16 protein-coding genes are annotated in these 17,166 nt (G+C 73.8%); 9 read left to right on the top strand and 7 right to left on the bottom strand.

Features of this window, described 5'->3' with window-relative positions:
* Positions 1-53: 53 nt before the first annotated feature.
* Positions 54-2,543: a WD40/YVTN/BNR-like repeat-containing protein gene (locus ABD234_RS16185; RefSeq protein ID WP_344358432.1), complete on the bottom strand. Its 2,490-nt coding sequence runs from the start codon at positions 2,541-2,543 to the stop codon at positions 54-56.
* A 188-nt stretch (positions 2,544-2,731) separates the two neighbouring features.
* Here ABD234_RS16185 and ABD234_RS16180 point away from each other — a divergent pair, with 188 nt between their 5' ends.
* Positions 2,732-3,214: an NUDIX hydrolase gene (locus ABD234_RS16180; protein WP_344358429.1), complete on the top strand. Its 483-nt coding sequence runs from the start codon at positions 2,732-2,734 to the stop codon at positions 3,212-3,214.
* Positions 3,215-3,276: 62 nt separating this feature from the next.
* Positions 3,277-4,425 (top strand): adenosine deaminase, encoded by a 1,149-nt coding sequence (locus ABD234_RS16175; protein WP_344358427.1) that lies wholly within the window; start codon positions 3,277-3,279, stop codon positions 4,423-4,425.
* 55 nt (positions 4,426-4,480) lie between these two features.
* Here the strand turns inward: ABD234_RS16175 and ABD234_RS16170 are convergent, their stop codons facing one another.
* Complete coding sequence (locus tag ABD234_RS16170) at positions 4,481-4,978, bottom strand: glutathione peroxidase (protein ID WP_344358424.1); 498 nt, start codon at positions 4,976-4,978, stop codon at positions 4,481-4,483.
* Between the two features lie 116 nt (positions 4,979-5,094).
* A complete protein-coding gene (locus tag ABD234_RS16165) occupies positions 5,095-6,060 on the bottom strand; it encodes an AraC family transcriptional regulator (RefSeq protein ID WP_344358421.1) in 966 nt (321 codons plus the stop codon).
* Positions 6,061-6,141: 81 nt separating this feature from the next.
* Between ABD234_RS16165 and ABD234_RS16160 the strand changes: the two genes are divergently transcribed.
* Both ABD234_RS16160 and srmL read left to right on the top strand, forming a co-directional pair.
* Positions 6,142-7,002: an NAD(P)H-dependent oxidoreductase gene (locus ABD234_RS16160; RefSeq protein ID WP_344358418.1), complete on the top strand. Its 861-nt coding sequence runs from the start codon at positions 6,142-6,144 to the stop codon at positions 7,000-7,002.
* Positions 7,003-7,253: 251 nt separating this feature from the next.
* On the top strand, positions 7,254-8,417 hold the full coding sequence (gene srmL / locus ABD234_RS16155; RefSeq protein WP_344358416.1) for a PheS-related mystery ligase SrmL: 1,164 nt from the start codon (positions 7,254-7,256) through the stop codon (positions 8,415-8,417).
* Between the two features lie 22 nt (positions 8,418-8,439).
* On the opposite strand, the gene ABD234_RS16150 is transcribed toward srmL, so the two are convergent.
* The 4 genes from ABD234_RS16150 to ABD234_RS16135 form a co-directional block, all read right to left on the bottom strand.
* On the bottom strand, positions 8,440-8,925 hold the full coding sequence (locus ABD234_RS16150; protein WP_344358413.1) for a hypothetical protein: 486 nt from the start codon (positions 8,923-8,925) through the stop codon (positions 8,440-8,442).
* Positions 8,926-9,156: 231 nt separating this feature from the next.
* Complete coding sequence (locus tag ABD234_RS16145) at positions 9,157-10,143, bottom strand: transketolase family protein (protein WP_038371790.1); 987 nt, start codon at positions 10,141-10,143, stop codon at positions 9,157-9,159.
* Complete coding sequence (locus ABD234_RS16140) at positions 10,140-11,105, bottom strand: transketolase (RefSeq protein ID WP_344358409.1); 966 nt, start codon at positions 11,103-11,105, stop codon at positions 10,140-10,142. The genes ABD234_RS16145 and ABD234_RS16140 overlap by 4 nt, the downstream gene beginning before the upstream one ends.
* Positions 11,102-11,839: a FadR/GntR family transcriptional regulator gene (locus ABD234_RS16135; RefSeq protein WP_344358406.1), complete on the bottom strand. Its 738-nt coding sequence runs from the start codon at positions 11,837-11,839 to the stop codon at positions 11,102-11,104. The genes ABD234_RS16140 and ABD234_RS16135 overlap by 4 nt, the downstream gene beginning before the upstream one ends.
* A gap of 529 nt (positions 11,840-12,368) precedes the next feature.
* Here ABD234_RS16135 and ABD234_RS16130 point away from each other — a divergent pair.
* The 5 genes from ABD234_RS16130 (at position 12,369) to ABD234_RS16110 (ending at position 17,135) form a co-directional block, all read left to right on the top strand.
* Entirely contained in the window at positions 12,369-13,175 is an 807-nt protein-coding gene (locus tag ABD234_RS16130; protein ID WP_344358403.1) for an SDR family NAD(P)-dependent oxidoreductase, read from the top strand.
* 68 nt (positions 13,176-13,243) lie between these two features.
* A complete protein-coding gene (locus ABD234_RS16125; protein ID WP_344358401.1) occupies positions 13,244-14,107 on the top strand; it encodes a sugar phosphate isomerase/epimerase family protein in 864 nt (287 codons plus the stop codon).
* Between the two features lie 46 nt (positions 14,108-14,153).
* Positions 14,154-15,218: a TRAP transporter substrate-binding protein gene (locus ABD234_RS16120; RefSeq protein WP_344358399.1), complete on the top strand. Its 1,065-nt coding sequence runs from the start codon at positions 14,154-14,156 to the stop codon at positions 15,216-15,218.
* Positions 15,215-15,871 (top strand): TRAP transporter small permease, encoded by a 657-nt coding sequence (locus tag ABD234_RS16115; RefSeq protein WP_344358396.1) that lies wholly within the window; start codon positions 15,215-15,217, stop codon positions 15,869-15,871. The genes ABD234_RS16120 and ABD234_RS16115 overlap by 4 nt, the downstream gene beginning before the upstream one ends.
* The gene (locus tag ABD234_RS16110) at positions 15,864-17,135 is read left to right on the top strand and encodes a TRAP transporter large permease (protein WP_344358393.1); all 1,272 of its coding nucleotides are present in this window, start codon (positions 15,864-15,866) and stop codon (positions 17,133-17,135) included. Before ABD234_RS16115 ends, ABD234_RS16110 begins: the two co-directional genes overlap by 8 nt.
* The last annotated feature ends 31 nt before the right edge of the window (positions 17,136-17,166 follow it).

Here is a 17,166-nt window from a genome sequence, read left to right as displayed (position 1 = left end):
GCTCAGGTGCTCAGGCTTCCACAGCCGATGCCGCCCCGCCACACGGAGCCCGGTCAGCCGCGTCCGCGCCCCGGCCGGCCGTCGGCCTTCCCGGCCACGTCGATGTCGCCCATCACGATGCCGCGGCCGTTGGTCGCGATGTAGACGCGGCCGAACACGTCCGGGTCGCCGGTGATGGCGAAGCCGGTGCGACCCCACTGGTGCTGGTCGTCGTTGATGCGCGTCCACCCGGCCCCGCCGTCGATCGAGCGGAAGATGCCGCGCACACCGTCGCGCTCGCCGGAGACGTAGACCGCGGGCGTGCTCGCCCCGGGCGCCGCCTTGCCGAAGCCGACCGCATCGGCCGCGTCGAAGCCGGGCAGCGCGCTCCAGGTGTCCCCGCCGTCGCGGGAGCGGAACAGGCCGTACGGCTCGCCCTCGGCGCCTCCGGCGAGCCAGACCTCGCCCTCGACCCCGGGCACGGCGCCGAAGCGCACCTCGCCCTGGACGGGCAGGGCGGCCGATGCCCCGGGGGCATCTCCCGCGCCGGCCCCGGCGCTCGCGGCGAAGCTCGCCCCGCCGTCGTGGGAGGTGAGGAACGTGCCCTCGCTCCAGGCGTACACCCGCTGCGGATCGACCCGATCCGCCTCCACGCGCGCCGCGCCGGAGATCCCGGCCGAGGCCGTCCAGGTGGCCCCGTCATCGGTGCTGACCTGCACGCCGATGCCGGGGGCGGACCACACGATCCGGCCGCCGTCCGCGGTGACGGCCACCAGGCCCGGGCTCTGCGCCCCCTCGACCGGGGAGCCCGCGGCCCAGCTGCCGCCGGCGTCGCGGGAGACGGCCACGCGGTGCACGCCGGAGCCGTCGGTGCCCGCCCGCACGAGCACCTCCGGCGCGGTGCCGGCCGCATCGACGCTGGTGGAGCCGCCCATGTACGGGTCGGTGATCATGCCGGGGACCGTGTCGACGTCCTCGTGGACGAAGCCGCCCAGGTCCAGCATCGCCGAGAGCACGTCGACCTCGCCCTCCGGGGCGACGAGGTCCTGGATCGCGGTCTCCTCGATGCCCTGCGCCTGGGCGCTGATCCGCACGGTGCCGCCCTCCTCGTCCCAGGCGGTGAGGTTCTCGGTGCGGTAGATCGTCGCCCCCGTGCCGTACATGGCCTCGTCGGGGTCGTGGGGGTTGATCTCGAAGGACTCCGCCATCCAGCCGAGCTTCGGCGAGGGCTCCGCCCCGGCGACGGGCTCGGAGGGCTGCGCCCCGAAGGTCAGCCACGGGGCGCGGGAGATGTCCTGGGTGTAGCGGCGTTCCAGGACGCTCTCGCCGTCCTGCCCTGTCGTGTAGTCCCAGATCGGCGTCCAGGTCTCGCCGCGGTCGGTGCTGCGGAAGATGAGGATGTCCGGCCACCACTGGATCTGGGTGGTCACCATGAGGGTGTCGGGGTCGGAGGCGTCCACGCTCAGCCCGGAGAAGCCGAAGTCGCCGCCGACGGGGCGCTGCTGCGGGGTGATGTCGCTCCAGGTGCCGTCGTCGATCGAGTACCGCCACACCTCGCCGTCGGAGCCGTCGTAGGGGCCGGCCGTGTTCGAGGTGGTGAGGTACAGGCTGCCGCTGGCCTCGTCGATGACGCCCTTGTGGGGGAGGAATCCGGTGGGGGCGCCGGGGACGGGGGCCCAGGTCTCGCCGCCGTCGTCGGAGCGGTACAGGATGTCCTCGGTGTCGGCGACGGCGGTGAAGATCGTCCGCGAGCCCTCGCCGGCGACGGCGCCGCGGGTGTCGAAGGCCGTCCACAGCACGCCCACGTTCTGCGTCTCGTAGCTCCACTCGCTGCCGGGCACCGGCACGAAGTCCCCGGCGTTGGGGAAGGACTCGACCTCCGCCCAGGTGACGCCCGCGTCGGTGGACCGCCACAGGCCGTTGCCGCCCTCGGCGCCGAAGTACAGGGTGTCGGGGTCCCTCGGGTCGATCTGCAGGCGCTCGCCGATGCCGCGCCCGGGCATGTTCCCGCCGACCTTGAACGGCAGCTCGGTCGCCTGCCAGGTCTCGCCGTGGTCCTCGGAGCGCAGGATCGCGCCGTGGTCCGGGTCCCACTCGTTGGTGTACATCCCCACCGCGGCGTAGACCCGCTCGGTGCGCACGGGGTCGGTGGCCAGGCTGAGGACGCCGTTGCGGTTCCAGTCGTCCCAGCCCACATGGTCCAGCAGCGGCACCCAGCGGTCGGCCTCGCGGTCCAGGCGGTAGGCCCCGCCGATGTCGGTGCGCGCGTACACCAGCCCCTCCTCGGTGGGGTTGTAGATGATGCCGGGGACGAAGCCGCCGCCCTCGATCTGGACGTTCCCCCAGGTGTAGCCGGCGGCGGCGGGGCGCGAGGGCGCCGGGTCGCGGGGGCCCGGCCGCAGGGGGGAGGTGAGGCCGGAGGTCGTCGCCGGGGTCGCTCCGACGGGGCGGGCGCCGGGCGCATCGGCCGCGGCGGGCAGGCCCGCCAGGCACAGCGGCAGCAGCGCCGAGGCCGCGAGGATCGAAGCGCTTCGCTTCGGGGCAGAGGGGAGGGATCGGTGCACCACGCACTCCTTCGTGAGGGAACATCTCCAGGTCATGGCCGCCCTGATGAGGAGTCAGGGCCGATGGGGCCTGCAGCGGCAGGCGGCCGACGTCCGGTTCACGTCCACTGTGACCCGGATGACACGGGACACTAGTCGAAGCGCTTCGCCTGCGCCAGGGGTCCCCGGTCCCCGGGTAGGGTCCGGGCATGGTCGCGCACCCCGCCCTCATCCCCGCCTCCTACGTCTACCTGCGCCGGCGCGGCGAGGGCGGCCGGGTCGAGGTGCTGCTCCAGCAGCGCGCGAACACCGGCTACCGCGACGGGCACTGGGTGGCCGGCGCCGCGGGGCACGTGGACCTCGGCGAGGCCGCCCGGCACGCCGCCGTGCGCGAGGCCCGCGAGGAGCTGGGGGTGCGGATCGCCCCGGAGGACCTCGCGCTGCTGACCGTCATGCAGCGCACCGACGGCACCGACGCCCCGATCGAGCAGCGGGTGGACTGGTTCTGGTGCGCGGACCGCTGGGAGGGCGAGCCCCGCATCGTCGAGCCCCACAAGTGCGCGGGCCTGGACTGGTTCGCGCTGGATGCGCTGCCCGCGCCGATCCCGGACTACGAGCGCCACGTGATCGCCGCCCTCGGCGGCGCCCCGCTCGACCTCGACTCGACCTGGAGGCACCGCGCGGAGCCCTGAGCGGCCGATGGCAGACTGGACCCCCGCCCCTCGCCGACCCCATGCCCCCGCCAGGAGAGCCCATGCCGCTGCCCCTCGAGTCCCTGCGCGCCCTGCCGAAGGTCGTGCTCCACGACCATCTCGACGGCGGCCTGCGCCCGCAGACCGTGCTGGACCTGTGCCGTGAGCAGGGGATCCTCCCGCCCTCGGCCGATGCTCCCGGCCGGTCCGCACCGGCGACGAGATCTGCCGCAGGCGATGGCGGCGAGGCCGAGGGCGCGGCGGACGCGGTCGCCCGCTGGTTCGCCGAGTCCGCCGACTCCGGCTCCCTCGAGCGGTACCTCGCGACGTTCTCCCGCACCCTCGAGCTCATGCAGACCGCCCCCGCGCTGCGGCGGATCGCCCGCGAGTTCGTCGAGGACATGGTCGCCGACGGCGTGGTCTACGCCGAGACCCGCTGGGCGCCCATGCAGCACCTGGACGGCGGCCTCACCCTCGCCGAGGCGGTCGACGCCGTGCAGGCCGGGCTCGAGGAGGGCATGGCCGCCGCGCGCGCTGCGGGCCGGCCCCTCCTCGTCGGCCAGCTGCTGTGCTTCCTGCGCCACCTCCCGGCGGACCCGGAGCTCGTCGACGTCGCCGCCGCCCGCCGCGAGCAGGGCGTGTGGGGCGTGGACCTCGCCGGGCCCGAGCGCGGCTTCCCCGCCTCCCCGTTCCGGGAGCAGTTCGCCCGGGCCCGGGAGGCCGGGCTGCGGGTGACCGTCCACGCCGGGGAGGCCGATGGCCTCGCCTCGATCCGCGATGCCCTGGACAGCGGCGCCGAACGGCTGGGCCACGGCGTGCGGCTGGCCGAGGACCTCTCGGCGGAGGGGCGGCCGGGCCCGATCGCCTCCCGGGTGCGGGAGGACGGGATCTGCCTCGAGGTCTGCCCCAGCTCCAACCTGCAGACCGGCGCGGCGGAGACGATGGCCGCGCATCCCGCCGACGCCCTGCTGCGCGCCGGGCTCCCGCTGTCGATCAGCTCCGACAACCGCCTCATGAGCCGCACCTGCACCAGCCGCGAGCTCGCCCGGCTCGCCGAGGCCTTCGACTGGACCCTCGAGGACGTCCGTCGCACGGTCCTGAGCGGCCTCGAGGCGGGGTTCGGCCCGGAGGCCGCGCGGCGCGCTCTGCGGGAGGACGTCGTCCTCCCCGCCTTCGCGGCCGCGCAGCCGGGACAGGGCGGGCAGGAGTAGCAGCCGGAGCAGGAGCAGCCCACGGACTGCTCTGCGCGGCCGGGGCGAGGGGCGCTCAGCGGGGGAGCGCCGCCTCGATGGCTTCGATGACCTCCGGCGCGTCCGGCGTGACCTTCGGCCGGAAGCGGGTCACGGCCCCATCGGCCGTGACCAGGAACTTCTCGAAGTTCCACTGGACCGGGCCGGCGGTGCCCTCGGCGTCCGGGACCTGCGTGAGCGCCCGGTAGAGCGGGTGCGCGTCCTCGCCGTTCACCTCGATCTTGTCGAGGATCGGGAAGGAGACTCCCCAGGTGGTCGAGCAGTACTCGAGGATCTCCTCGATGCTGCCGGGCTCCTGGCCCATGAACTGGTCGCAGGGGAAGCCCAGCACCGTCAGGCCCCGCGGGCCGTAGTCGCGCTGCAGCTGCTCGAGCTGCGCGTACTGCGGCGTGAGGCCGCACCGCGAGGCGACGTTGACGATCAGGACCGGCCCGCCGGCGTAGTCCCGCAGGGTCCGCGTCGCGCCCTGCGCGTCGGCGAACTCGATGCCGGTCAGGTCGGTGCTCTCGCTCATCGGTGCTCTCCCCTCGTGCCGCCGTGCGGCAGGCTCTCGTGTGCGCCCAGACTACGGCCGCCGGCCTGCGCGGCGGCCGGGCGCGGGCGGAGCCGGTCCGGTGCCGGCCGCTGGCGTCAGGCGCTGAAGGCCTCGGCCCGGTAGGCGCTCGGCCGGACGCCGTGCTCCCGGTGGAACGCCGTGCTCAGCGCGAAGGCGCTCGAGTAGCCGACCTGCCGGGCGATCGTCTCGAGCGTGTCCTCGCCCTCGCGCAGCATGTCCGCGGCCAGGCACAGCCGCCACCCGGTGAGGTAGGCGATGGGGGACTCCCCGAGCAGATCGCGGAAGCGGCGGGCGAAGGCGGCGCGGGAGACCTGCGCCCGATCCGCCAGGGACGCCACCGTGTGCGGCAGCTCCGGACTGCCGTGGATCTCCTCCAGCGCAGGGCCGACCACCGGGTCCGCCGCCGCGGAGAACCAGGCCGGTGCCGCGGCGCCGTCGGGGGCGTCCTCCGGGTGGGCGAGCCCGTCGCGCAGCGCCCCGATGAGCACCAGGTCCAGCAGGCGGTCCAGCACGGCCTGCTGTCCGGGCTCGTCCCGGCGCAGCTCCTCCTCGAGCAGGTCCATCGGCGCGCGGCTCCGGCGCTCCGCCGGCACCACCAGCACGCGCGGCAGGCCTTCCAGCAGGCGCCGCGTGAGCCGCCCCGTCGCGGCGAACGACCCTGTGAACAGGGCGTGCTCGGCGTCCAGGCGATCCCCGCAGGCGCGGGTCCCCAGCGCGATCTCGCTCTCGGGCAGCGCCGCGCCGTGCGCATCGGTGCACGATCCATCGGCCAGGCACACGTACCGGGAAGGCACGGGGGAGTCCGGATCGCTGGTCACCGAGAACGCGCGCGGCCCGGTGACGACGGCGAGGTCGCGCGGGGCCAGGAGCCGCGGCGGGCCGTCCCCGGTCTCGAGCCAGGCGCTGCCGCGCAGCATCGTCACCACGGTCATCGTCGCGCCCTCGTCCAGGCGGATCCGCCAGGGCGGGGTGAGCAGGTTCGTGCCCAGCAGCGCACCCGAGGCGCGGATGCGCTCGATCAGGCGGGTCAGAGCGTCCATGCCCCCAGCGTAGACGCTCGCGCATCGCTGCGAGATTCTGCGATATTCAGCGTCTCGCATCGTGCTGGTTGGCTGGGGCGCATGACGACGACGAACACCCCCTCGACCCCCGGACACGCCGCCTCGCCCGACCTCGCCCCGGCGCTGCTCGCCCACGCCCCGACCCCCGGCACCTCGCTGTGGGTGCATGCGCACCCGCAGGAAGGGTCCTTCAACGACCAGCTGTTCCGCGCCGGCACGGCGGCGCTCGCCCGTCGCGGCGAGGTGCTCCGCAGCGACCTGTACCGGCAGGGCTTCGACCCGGTGCTGCGCACGCAGGACGCCGGCGACCGCGCGACCGAGGCCGGGAACCTGGCCACCCGGATCGCGCAGGCCCATGCCGCCGGGCAGATCCCCGAGCCCGTGCGCGAGGAGCAGCGCAAGCTCGCCGCCGCCGATCTGCTGGTCCTCCAGTTCCCGCTGTGGTGGTACGGCACGCCGGCCATCCTCAAGGGGTGGCTGGACCGCGTGCTCACCGAGGGCTTCGCCTACGGCGACATGGACCCGGAGCTCGCGGTGCCGCGGCGCTACGGGGACGGCGGCCTCGCCGGCCGGCGGGCGCTGGTGGTGGTCACGGCGGGGGAGGACCCTGCCTCCATCGGCCCGCGCGGGATCAGCGGGGACATCGAGTCGCTGCTGTTCCCGCTCACCCACGGCACGCTCTGGTACGTGGGCATCGAGGTGCTGGACATCCACCTCGTCACCGATGCCGACGCGCTCGGGGCCGAGGGCGTCGCGCACGAGGTCGACCGGCTTCGGGAGCGCCTGGCCGGGATCGACGCCGAGCGGCCGGTCCCCTTCCGGTCCCTGCGCGAGGGCGACTACCGGGGCAGCCGCGCGCTGCGCGAGGACCTGCTGCCCGGGCGCGTCGACCTCGGGATCCATCGGCAGATCGCCCGCTGAGCAGCGGCCCCGCGGCCCCGCGAGGGTGCCGAGGGATCCGCGCGATGCGGCGCACCGCCCCGCCCCGGCCCTGCCCGCCGGCGCGGGGCGGTGCTACCCTTCCGGACCATGAGGCGCATGCAGCGATTTCCCGACCCCCGGCCGATGACGGCCGCGGGGTCCTGATGCTGCGCTGAGCAGGCGCCGGGTCCGCGCAGGCACGGCCGGGGGAGCACCCGCCCCGATCGGACCGCTTCCTGCAGGAGACCCCCATGACCGCCCAGCCCGCTCCCGCCCCTGCCCTCCCGGCCCCGACGCCGGACGACTACCTCACCCCTGAGCAGCTGCACCGCGCCCTCACCCTGCGCGACCTCACCGACCCCGGCCAGGGGCAGCACGCCATGCAGCTGCTGCTCGCCGCCGTCACCGACGCCCTGCGCCCGTCCGGGGGCGGGACGGTCCGCACCGTGCGCACCCCGCCCATCGTCCCCGTGCGCGACAACTACGACCGCCTGGGCTACGCCCCGGACGACGTCACCCGCGCCCGCCGCTACACCCGGTACCTCTCGCCGACCACGATGCTGCGCAGCCACACCAGCGCCCAGCTGCCGGCGATCCTCGAGGAGTACCGGGGCCGGGAGGGCGAGGGTGTGGACGAGCTGATCGTCGTGCCCGGACTCGTCTACCGCCGCGACGCGGTGGACCGCAGCCACGTCGGGGAGCCCCATCAGGTCGACCTGTGGCGGCTGCGCGAGGACCCCGGCACCTCCGACGCCGACATGCTCGCCATGATCGACGCGGTGGTGGAGGCCGTGCTGCCCGGCGCGCGGCGCCGCCTGACCCCCGCCACCCACCCGTACACCCACGGCGGCCGCCAGATCGACGTGCTGCTGGATGGGCAGTGGCTCGAGATCGCCGAATGCGGGCGCATCCATCCGGCGGTGCTCGAGCGCTCTGGCCTGGACCCGCGCCGTTGGTCCGGGCTGGCGCTCGGCATGGGCCTGGACCGGGCGCTCATGCTGCGCAAGCAGATCCCCGACGTCCGCCTGCTGCGGGCGCGGGATCCGCGGATCCTCGCGCAGATGCGCGACCTCGCGCCGTGGCGGCCCGTCTCCTCCCAGCCCGCCGCCCGTCGCGACCTGTCCGTGGTGCTGCCCGCCGGGGAGGACGAGGAAACCCTCGGCGACCGGGTGCGCACCGCCCTCGGGGACGATGCCGAGCTGCTCGAGTCCGTCTCGATCCTCTCCCGCACCCCGGCCGCGCAGCTGCCTGCCGCGGCGCGCGAGCGCCTCGGCATCGGCCCCGAGCAGGAGAACCTGCTGATCCGCATCGTCCTGCGACCCTTGGAGTCCACGCTCTGGGCCGCCGAGGCGAACGCCCTGCGCAACCGCGTCTACCGGGCGGTGCACGAGGGGCCGGTGCTCGAGCTGATCTGAGCCGCGCGGTGCGGGCGGCCCCCTACGCCTCGGGCGCGTCGGCAGGCCTGGTCCGCGCGGCCCGCGCGGACCAGGCCCTCGCCCGGTCGGCGAGGAGGAGGGCGAGCGCGACGAGGACGCAGAGCTGGAAGGCGGAATCGGCGCCGCCGAGGACGACCCACCCGATCGGCCCGAGGTCGAACCCCCGGGGGCCGGCCGCCAGGACGAAGGCCGCGACGATCATGGCGAGGCCGCCGCCGGCATAGCCGAGCCGCAGCGCGCGGCCCGCTGCCGGGCCCAGCCGGGAGGCGAGCAGGGTGAGCGCGGCGAGGACCAGGGCGCTCAGCAGCGCGATTCCCAGCCCGGGCAGGACCGGGATGCTCCACGACATGAACGAGGCGCCTCCGGCGGTCGAGACCGCGAAGAACCCTGTGGACTCGACCATGGACCGGACGACCCAGGCGCCGGTGAGGATCCCGTGGACGATGGCGCCCGCCGCTCCGGCGGCCGCGGCGATCCCGGGTGGCATGGTGCGCTCCTCATCGCGTCGGGCGAGGGGAGGTTCTGGAGCTGCGGACATCGAGGATCCCCCGTGATCATGGACGGACGGCGAGAGCGGCGGGCGACGGGACCAGCTGCGCGATGCCTGCCGCCGCCCAGGGCGCCGCAGCGCGGGCGGCGGTCCCCCTGCCCGGCCCGGGCGCCCCGGTCATGCCCTCCGAGTCTGCCATGCGGTGCGCCGTCGGGGGCGGGGTGCGGCTCAGAGCAGCTCGCGGATCCGCTCGATGATCTTCGCGGTGGACACGCCGTAGCGGTCCTCGAGGGTGGGCAGGGCGCCGGCGTCGAGGAACGCGTCGGGCAGGCCGATGGGCGTGACCCTCTCGCCGATCCCGCGGCCCACCAGGGTGCGGGCCACGGCGTCGAACAGCCCGCCGACCACCGAGTGGTTCTCGGCGGTGAGGACCAGGCGGCCCTTGCCGAGCGCGGCGACGACGCTCTCCTCGTCGAAGGGCTTGAGGGTGGGGGAGTGCAGCACGGCCACGCCCACGCCGTCCTTCTCGAGCTGCGCTGCGGCCTCCAGCGCGCGCTCGGTCATCAGGCCGGTGGAGATGATGAGGACGTCCCCGCCCTCGCGGATCATCGTCGCCTTCCCGAGCTCGAAGGAGTAGCCGTACTCGTCGAGCACCGCGGGCACCTTCCCGCGCAGCAGCCGCATATAGGTGGGGCCGTCGCTCGCGGCCAGCTGGGGGACGGCCTGCTGGATGTCGATCGCGTCGCAGGGGTCCACGATGGTCAGGTTCGGCATGCCGCGCAGGATCGCGACGTCCTCGGTGGCCTGGTGGGAGGGGCCGTAGCCGGTGGTAAGGCCCGGCAGCGCGCAGACCATGTTGACGTTGAGGTCCGCCTCGGCGATGTCCAGGCACAGGAAGTCGTAGGCCCGCCGGGTGGCGAACACCGAATACGTGGACGCGAAGGGGATGAAGCCCTCCATCGCGAGCCCGGTCGCGGCGCCCAGCAGCGCCTGCTCGGCCATGCCGATCTGGTAGAACCGCTCCGGCATCGCGTCGCGGAGGATGTGCAGGTCGGTGTACTTGGCGAGGTCCGCCGAGAGCCCGACGATGCGCTCGTCCTCCCGCGCCGCCTCGAGCAGCGCGTGGCCCAGCGGGGCGGCGACGGTGCGCTGCCCCTCCTTGGCGATGTCGACGCTCATGGCGCCGCTGGTCAGCTTCGGGGTCGTCGTGCTCATCGGGCGTCGTCCTTCCGCGGGGAGGCGGCCAGCGCCTGGTGGGACCTCTTCAACGTCTCGTGGGCGCGCGCCCACTCCTCCGGCTCGACCCGCATGAAGTGGAGCTTCTCGCGGTCCTCGAGGAAGTCGACGCCCTTGCCCAGCCGGGTGTCGGCGATGAGCACGCGGGGGCGGGGGTCCTGGATCTCGCGCAGCTCGATCAGGGCGGCGAGGACGGCGGCGACGTCGTTGCCGTCGCAGCGACGGGCGATCCACCCGAAGGCCTCGAACTTGTCGGCGACCGGCTCCATGGAGAGCATGTCGGTGCTCTTCCCATCGGCCTGCTGGTCGTTGAAGTCGACGATCGCGATGAGGTTGTCCAGCCGGTGGTGCCCGGCGACCGCCGCGGCCTCCCAGGTGGAGCCCTCGCCCAGCTCGCCGTCGGAGAGCAGGTTGTAGACGAAGCGGTCCGATCCCTTGCGCTTCAGGCCCATGGCCACGCCGTTGGCGATGCCGAGACCGTGGCCCAGGGAGCCGCCGGAGATCTCCACGCCCGGGGTGTAGGTGCGCATGGAGGACATGGGGAAGCGGGAGTCGTCGGTCGCGTAGGTCTCCAGCTCCTCGAGCGGGAAGAACTTCGCCTCCGTGAGCGCCGCGTACAGCGCCAGGGCGTAGTGGCCGATGCTCAGCTGGAAGCGGTCCCGGTCCTCGGACTCGGGGTCCAGCGGGTCCAGGTGCAGCTGGTCGGTGAACAGCACCGCGAGCACGTCGGCGATGTCCAGGGCCTGGCCGATGTAGCCCTGGCCCTGCACCTCCGCCTGGATCAGGGAGTTGCGGCGGATCCGGTAGGCGGCCTCCTGGATGCGGGCGATGCGCTCCGGATCCAGGGCCAGATCCAGGTCCGGGGCAGGGGTCGATGCGGCCTGCGGGGCGGGCGGCCCGGCGGTCGCCTCGGGGACGGGCGGGGTCTGCGGTGTGCTCATGACTCTCCTCGCGGGGCGGGGGCGGTGTGGGGGCGCGGGCGCGAGACGCGGCGCCAGCGCTCGAAGTGCTCGACCATCGCGGCGCTCACCGCCTCGCGGCGGCGGGAACGCAGGGCCCGCGTGATCTCGAAGTGCACCTCGTCGGTGGTGAACATCTCCGGGATCACGCCGCCGTTCTCGGCGATCTCGCGGCTGATGACGACGCGGCGGCGCTCCAGCAGCAGGTCGTGCAGGGCCTGGTTCATGCTCCCGACCATGTAGGTCATGATCGGGTTGTCGAGGATGTCGAACAGGGCCAGATGGAAGTCGTGATCGGCCTTCAGCCCGGCGGCGAAGTCCCGCGCGGCGGAGGCGTCGATCATGTCGTGCACCGTCTGCTCGAGCGCCAGGATCTGGGCCTCGGTGACGTGCTCGAGGATCCGCGGGGCGATCGCGATCTCGAGCATCTCGCGGGCCTGGGCGATCTGCGCGGTCGAGACGAGGCCCGCCCGCTGCATCAGGGTGAACACGTTGCCGGTCCCGCTGGTGGACGGATCCACCAGCATGTTCCCGGAGCCCTGGACCTTCTGCAGCATGCCCAGCATCTGCAGGCCCGAGAGCCGTTCGCGAACCTGCGACCGGGACAGGCCGCTGATCTCCGCCAGGCGCCGCTCGGTGGGCAGACGGATCCCCTTCTCGGTCCGGGTCCCCTCCCGCACGAGCGTGTCCAGGAACTCCAGGGCATCGGAGTCCATGGGACCTCCTTCGGTCGCGGGGGACGGGCGAGAGGATCGAATCACGCCGACCCCGCCGCGGCAACGCGTCCCGCCCGCCGCCTGAGGGCCTGCACCGGATGACGGCGCAGGTCAGGGGCGGACAGCAGGGCACAGAAATTGGTCGACCAATGATCTGCGGACGCCGCGCGAGACGGGGCCGGTGTGTGCGGGGGCGCGCAGGCGGCACGACGGGAGAGGTGGCGGCGGACGGCGCGACGGGGGACGGAAGCGCCGACGGGGCGGCATGCGGGAAACCGGCAGGGTGGCATGCGGGAGGTCGGCAGGGCGGCATGCGGGGACGGAAGGCGGCGACCAGGATTGGTCAGACCAATGGTGCGGGTCTTCCATGCCTGTGGCCTGCGGCGATGCCCGCGAGCCTCGTCCGGGGATGGTCGGACCGATTGTCCGTGCCGGGGCCACTGCATAGCGTCTCCTCCCAGAAGCTCCGCCCGGCGTCCCGGGCGGCCCGCGCCGAGCGCGGCGCCACGACGATGTGAGAGGACCCGCGGTGAACGACACGACTCCCGCCCCCGCCCCCCAGACCGGCGACCAGCAGACCGTGCAGCGCACGGCCGTGGTCACCGGCGGTGCCGCGCCCCGCAGCATCGGCCGCGCGACCGCGCACCGCTTCGCGCGGGAGGGATGGGCCGTGGCGATCCTCGACCGCGACGGCGAGGGCGCGAAGGCCGTCGCCGAGGAGGTCGCCGCCGAGCACGGCGTCCCCACCGCCGGGTTCGCCGTCGACGTGACCCGCAGCGCCGCCGTGGACGACGTGGCCGCACAGATCGCCGCCTCCGAGCTGCCCGCCGTCGGCGCCCTCGCCAACATCGCGGGGATCGCCTCTCCCGTGCCGTTCCTCGAGGTCACCGACGAGCTGTGGGACACGATCATCGCGGTGAACCTCACCGGCTCCTTCTACACCTCCCGCGCCTTCCTGCCGGCGATGCTCGAGGGCGGGTACGGCCGTGTGGTCAACATGTCCTCCGTCTCCGCGCAGCAGGGCGGCGGCGTCTTCTCCAAGACCCCGTACTCCGCCGCGAAGGCCGGCGTGCTGGGGCTGACCCGCTCCCTGGCCCGCGAGATGGCGCCGCACCAGATCACCGTCAACGCCATCGCCCCCGGCGCCGCGGACACCAACATCCGCGCGGCCGATGCCACCGAGGAGTCGGAGGCCGCCATCAACGCCTCCATCCCGATGGGCCGCCAGGCCTCGCCCGAGGAGATCGCCGCGCTGGTGGTGTGGCTGTCCGGCCCCGACGCCGGCTACATCACCGGCACCACCCAGTCCATCAACGGCGGCGCCTACATCTCCTGAGGATCCCGGCGCGGCGTCGACGACGCCGCGCCCCCGCCCCTCCGCCCCGCTCCCGAGACCAGGACCCGATGACGCGCTCCTCGCTGCCCTCTGCCGCCCTGCCCGACGCCGACCGTGTGGGCGTCTCCACCATCTCCTTCCGCCACCGTCCCCTCGCCGAGGCGCTCGCGCTCATCGCCGGCATGGGCGCGACCCGGATCGACCTGGGGGCGATCCCCGCGGTCACCGATCACGTGCCGGTGCCCTTCACCGGCGACCCGGCCGCCCTCGCGGCGGAGGTCGCCGCGGCCGGGCTCGCGGCCGATGCCGTCAACGCCGACCCGGGCGATCTCAACGACCCCGCCCTGGACGAGGGGCGCCTCGAGGAGACCCTCGAGGGCCTCGCCGCGCTCGCCGCGGCCTGCGGGGGCGCGCTCATCGTCCCGGCCGGCCGCGCCGATCACCGCCCCGTGCGCGACCACGCGGCCGACATGGCGCTGATCGCCGAGCGCCTCGACCGCGCCGCGGGGATCTGCGGCCGCCATGGCGTGCGCCTGCTGGTCGAGGTGCTGCATCATCGCCGCTACATCCACACCATCGCCGCGGCCGAGGAGCTGCTGGACCGGGTGGGCCCGGACAGCATCGGCCTGCTGCTGGACGTCTCCCACGTCGTCGCCGGCGGGGAGGACCCGGTGGCCTGGGTGCCGCGCGCGGCGAGCCGCATCGAGCGCGTGCATCTGCGCGACGCCGTCCCCGGCGACCTCAACCTGTCCCTCGGCGCCGGGCAGGTCGACCTCCCCGGCGTCGTCGCCGCCCTCGAGGAGCATGTCCCCGGCGTGCGGTACGTCCTCGAGCTCGAGACCCACGACATCGCCGAGCAGGACCGCGAGGCCGATGTGGCCCGCAGCCTGGCCCTCGTGCGGGATCTCGTCACCGGCGCGGTCGCGGGCTGACCGCTCCGGCGCCCCTCGCCGAACCCCGTACTCCGAAGGAGGAGACATGCACGACGACGTGCCCCAGGGCCGCCGCATCCTGCGCCGCCGCAGCCTGCTGCAGGGGCTGGCCGGCGCCGCCGCCGGCGCGGCCGCCCTGAGCGCCTGCGCCGGAGGCGACGGACCCCGCCGCACCGATTCGGTGCGCATCATCCTCGGCCACGGCGCCGCCCCCGGGAACCCCCGGTCCGACGGCGCCCTCGCCTTCCAGCGGCTGGTCGCCGAGCAGTCCGGCGGCGAGGTCGAGATCCAGATCCTCGGTCAGGAATCCGTCGGCAACGACACCGAGATGATGGTGTCGGTGGCCGCCGGCACCCTGGACATGTCCATCAACTCCCAGGGGCCCTTCTCCTCCTATGTGCCGGAGGCGGCCCTCATCGGCCTTCCGTTCCTCTTCGAGAGCTCCGCGCACGCCTACGCCGTGCTGGACGGGGCCCTGCAGGACACCATCGCGGCACGGGCCGAGGAGGTCGGCTTCCACGTCCTGAACCTGTGGGACAACGGCATGCGCGACATCAGCAACTCCGTCCGGTCGATCGCCTCTCCCGAGGACGTCGCCGGGCTCAAGATCCGCACCCCCGACGATCCGATGACCATCGACATCTTCGGCGAGCTCGGAGCGAACCCGACCCCGCTGGCCTTCGGCGAGCTGTATCTCGCGCTGCGCCAGGGGGCGGTCGACGGCCAAGAGAACCCGGTGGTCAACATCAAGAGCTCCTCCCTCCAGGAGGTGCAGTCCCACCTCGCGGTGACCGGCCACAAGTACGAGGTGAACCCCTTCGTCATGTCCACGACCCGCTGGAAGAACCTCTCCGAGGACATCCGGCAGGTCATCGCCTCGGCCGCGCAGGGCGCCGTCGAGGAGCAGCGCCGCCTGATGACCGAGCAGACCGCCGCGATCTACACGGAGTTCGAACAGATCCTCGAGGTCACCCACCCCGATCGCGCCGCGTTCCGCGAGGCGACCGCTCCCGTCGCCGAGCGATGGCAGGCGGAGCACCCGGACTTCTTCGACCAGATCACCACCGCCGCGGAGGCGATCCGCGCCGAGCACGAGGAGCAGCCGGCATGAGCCCCAGAGCATCCTCCCCGTCGTCCCCGGCCTCGGCCGACGGGCGCGCCCCCGTCATCACCGAGGAGGACCTGCAGGCGCTGGACACCACCGGCGGCCATGCCGAGGAGTCCCGCCCCGAGGACCCCGTCAACGCCGTCGCGGCCACCGTGGGCTCCGTTCTCGCGATCGCGGGCACCGCGATCATCGTCGTGCTCGTGACCGTCTCGGTGGTCCTGCGCTACGTCCTGAACTCGTCGCTCCCCGTGGCCTCCGAGGGGCCGACCTACCTCTTCCCCTGGCTGATCGCCGGCGGCGCCGTCGTCGCCCAGGCCACCCGCGGCCACATCGCCGTGGACGTGCTGGTCAGCCGCCTGCACGGGAAGGCCTACGATCGCGCGCAGATCCTCACGTGGGCCTTCGTGACCGTCCTGCTGGGGTACCTCACCTATCTCGCCGCCTACCTGATCCCGCCGATGGCGGCGCAGTCCACGCCGATCATGGGCTGGCCCCAGCTGGGCAGCTTCGGCGCATTCATCGTGATGGTCGCCGTGATGACCGTGCAGGCCGCCGCCCGCACCGTGCACTACGCCCGCCACGGCGCCCCCGAGCCCGACCACCGCGTGGCCGCCGCGAGCGCCGCCGCCCCGACGCAGGAGGTTCCCGGTGCTTGAAGCCCTGCTGGCCATCGTCGTCTTCCTCGTCCTGCTGCTGATGGGCGTGCCCGTCGCCTTCTCCATCATCGCCGGGGCGATCGTGGGCCTGTTCGCCGTGGGCTCCCTGCCCATGGAGGGACTCGCCCAGCAGTCGTTCAGCCCGGTGGGCGACTACTCGATGCTCGCCATCCCCTTCTTCATCCTCACCGCCGACCTGCTGTTCAGCGGCACGCTGGGCGGCCAGGTGATCGGGCTGGCCACCCGGGTGGTGGGCCGGTTCCGCGGCGGCGTCGGCATGACCAGCGTCCTGACCAACACCGTCTTCTCGGGGATCTCCGGATCGGCCGTCGCGGATGCGACCGGCATCGGCAAGGTCGTCATCCCCTGGACGCAGCGGCTGGGGTACGGCGGCGGGTACGCGACAGCGGTCAACGCCTCCGCCGCCACGCTGGGCGTGATCCTGCCGCCGTCGATCCCCATGATCCTGTTCGCCGCCGCCTCCGGCGCCTCGGTCGCCGAGGTCTTCAACGCCGGGGTCGGCCCCGGCGTGCTCACGGCCGTCCTGCTGCTGGTGCTGTGCTGGGCGGTGGCCGCCAAGGCCGGGTTCCCTCGGGTGAAGGCGCGCTTCACCCTCAAGCGGCTGCTGGTGGACCTGCTGTTCGCGACCCCGGCGATCCTCATCCCGGTGATCCTGATCCGCGTGGTGCTGTTCACCGGCGTCGCCACCGTCACCGAGGTTTCCGTCCTCGCCGTGATCTACGCGGTCGCGATCCGCGTGCTGCTGTACCGGGACCTCAGCCTGACGCAGCTGCGCCGGGCCGTGGTCGAATCGGCGGCGGCGAGCGCCGTGGTGCTCGTGCTGATCATGTTCTCCTCGGCCCTGGCCTGGCTGCTCACCATCCAGGAGGCGCCCCAGGCGCTGGCCGGGACGATCACGGGAGCGTTCGGGCAGGAGTGGATGGTCATCCTCGCGATGATCGTGATCCTGCTGGTCACGGGCATGTTCCTGGACATGGCCCCGGCGATCCTGCTGCTCACGCCCGTGCTGCTGCCGCTGGCGGACGCGATCGGTCTGGACCTCGTCCACCTGGGCATCATCATGGTCGTGACCCTCGCGCTGGGCCTGTACACCCCGCCGGTGGGGACCACCCTGTTCATCTCGGCGGCGATCGGGCGGGTCCCGGTGCTCGCCACCGCCCGCGCGCTGCTGCCGTTCTACCTGGTGGGGCTCGTGGTCGTGCTCGCGGTCGCCTACCTGCCGCATCTGCTGGGGATCACATGATCGCCGCGGCGCTCCCGGCGCTCCCGGCCGG

It is taken from the genome of Brachybacterium phenoliresistens (genome assembly GCF_039530785.1).
GTDB classification, from domain to species: domain Bacteria; phylum Actinomycetota; class Actinomycetes; order Actinomycetales; family Dermabacteraceae; genus Brachybacterium; species Brachybacterium phenoliresistens.
Note: the sequence above shows the minus strand (reverse complement) of the source record. Positions and strands in the feature narration are given on the sequence as shown.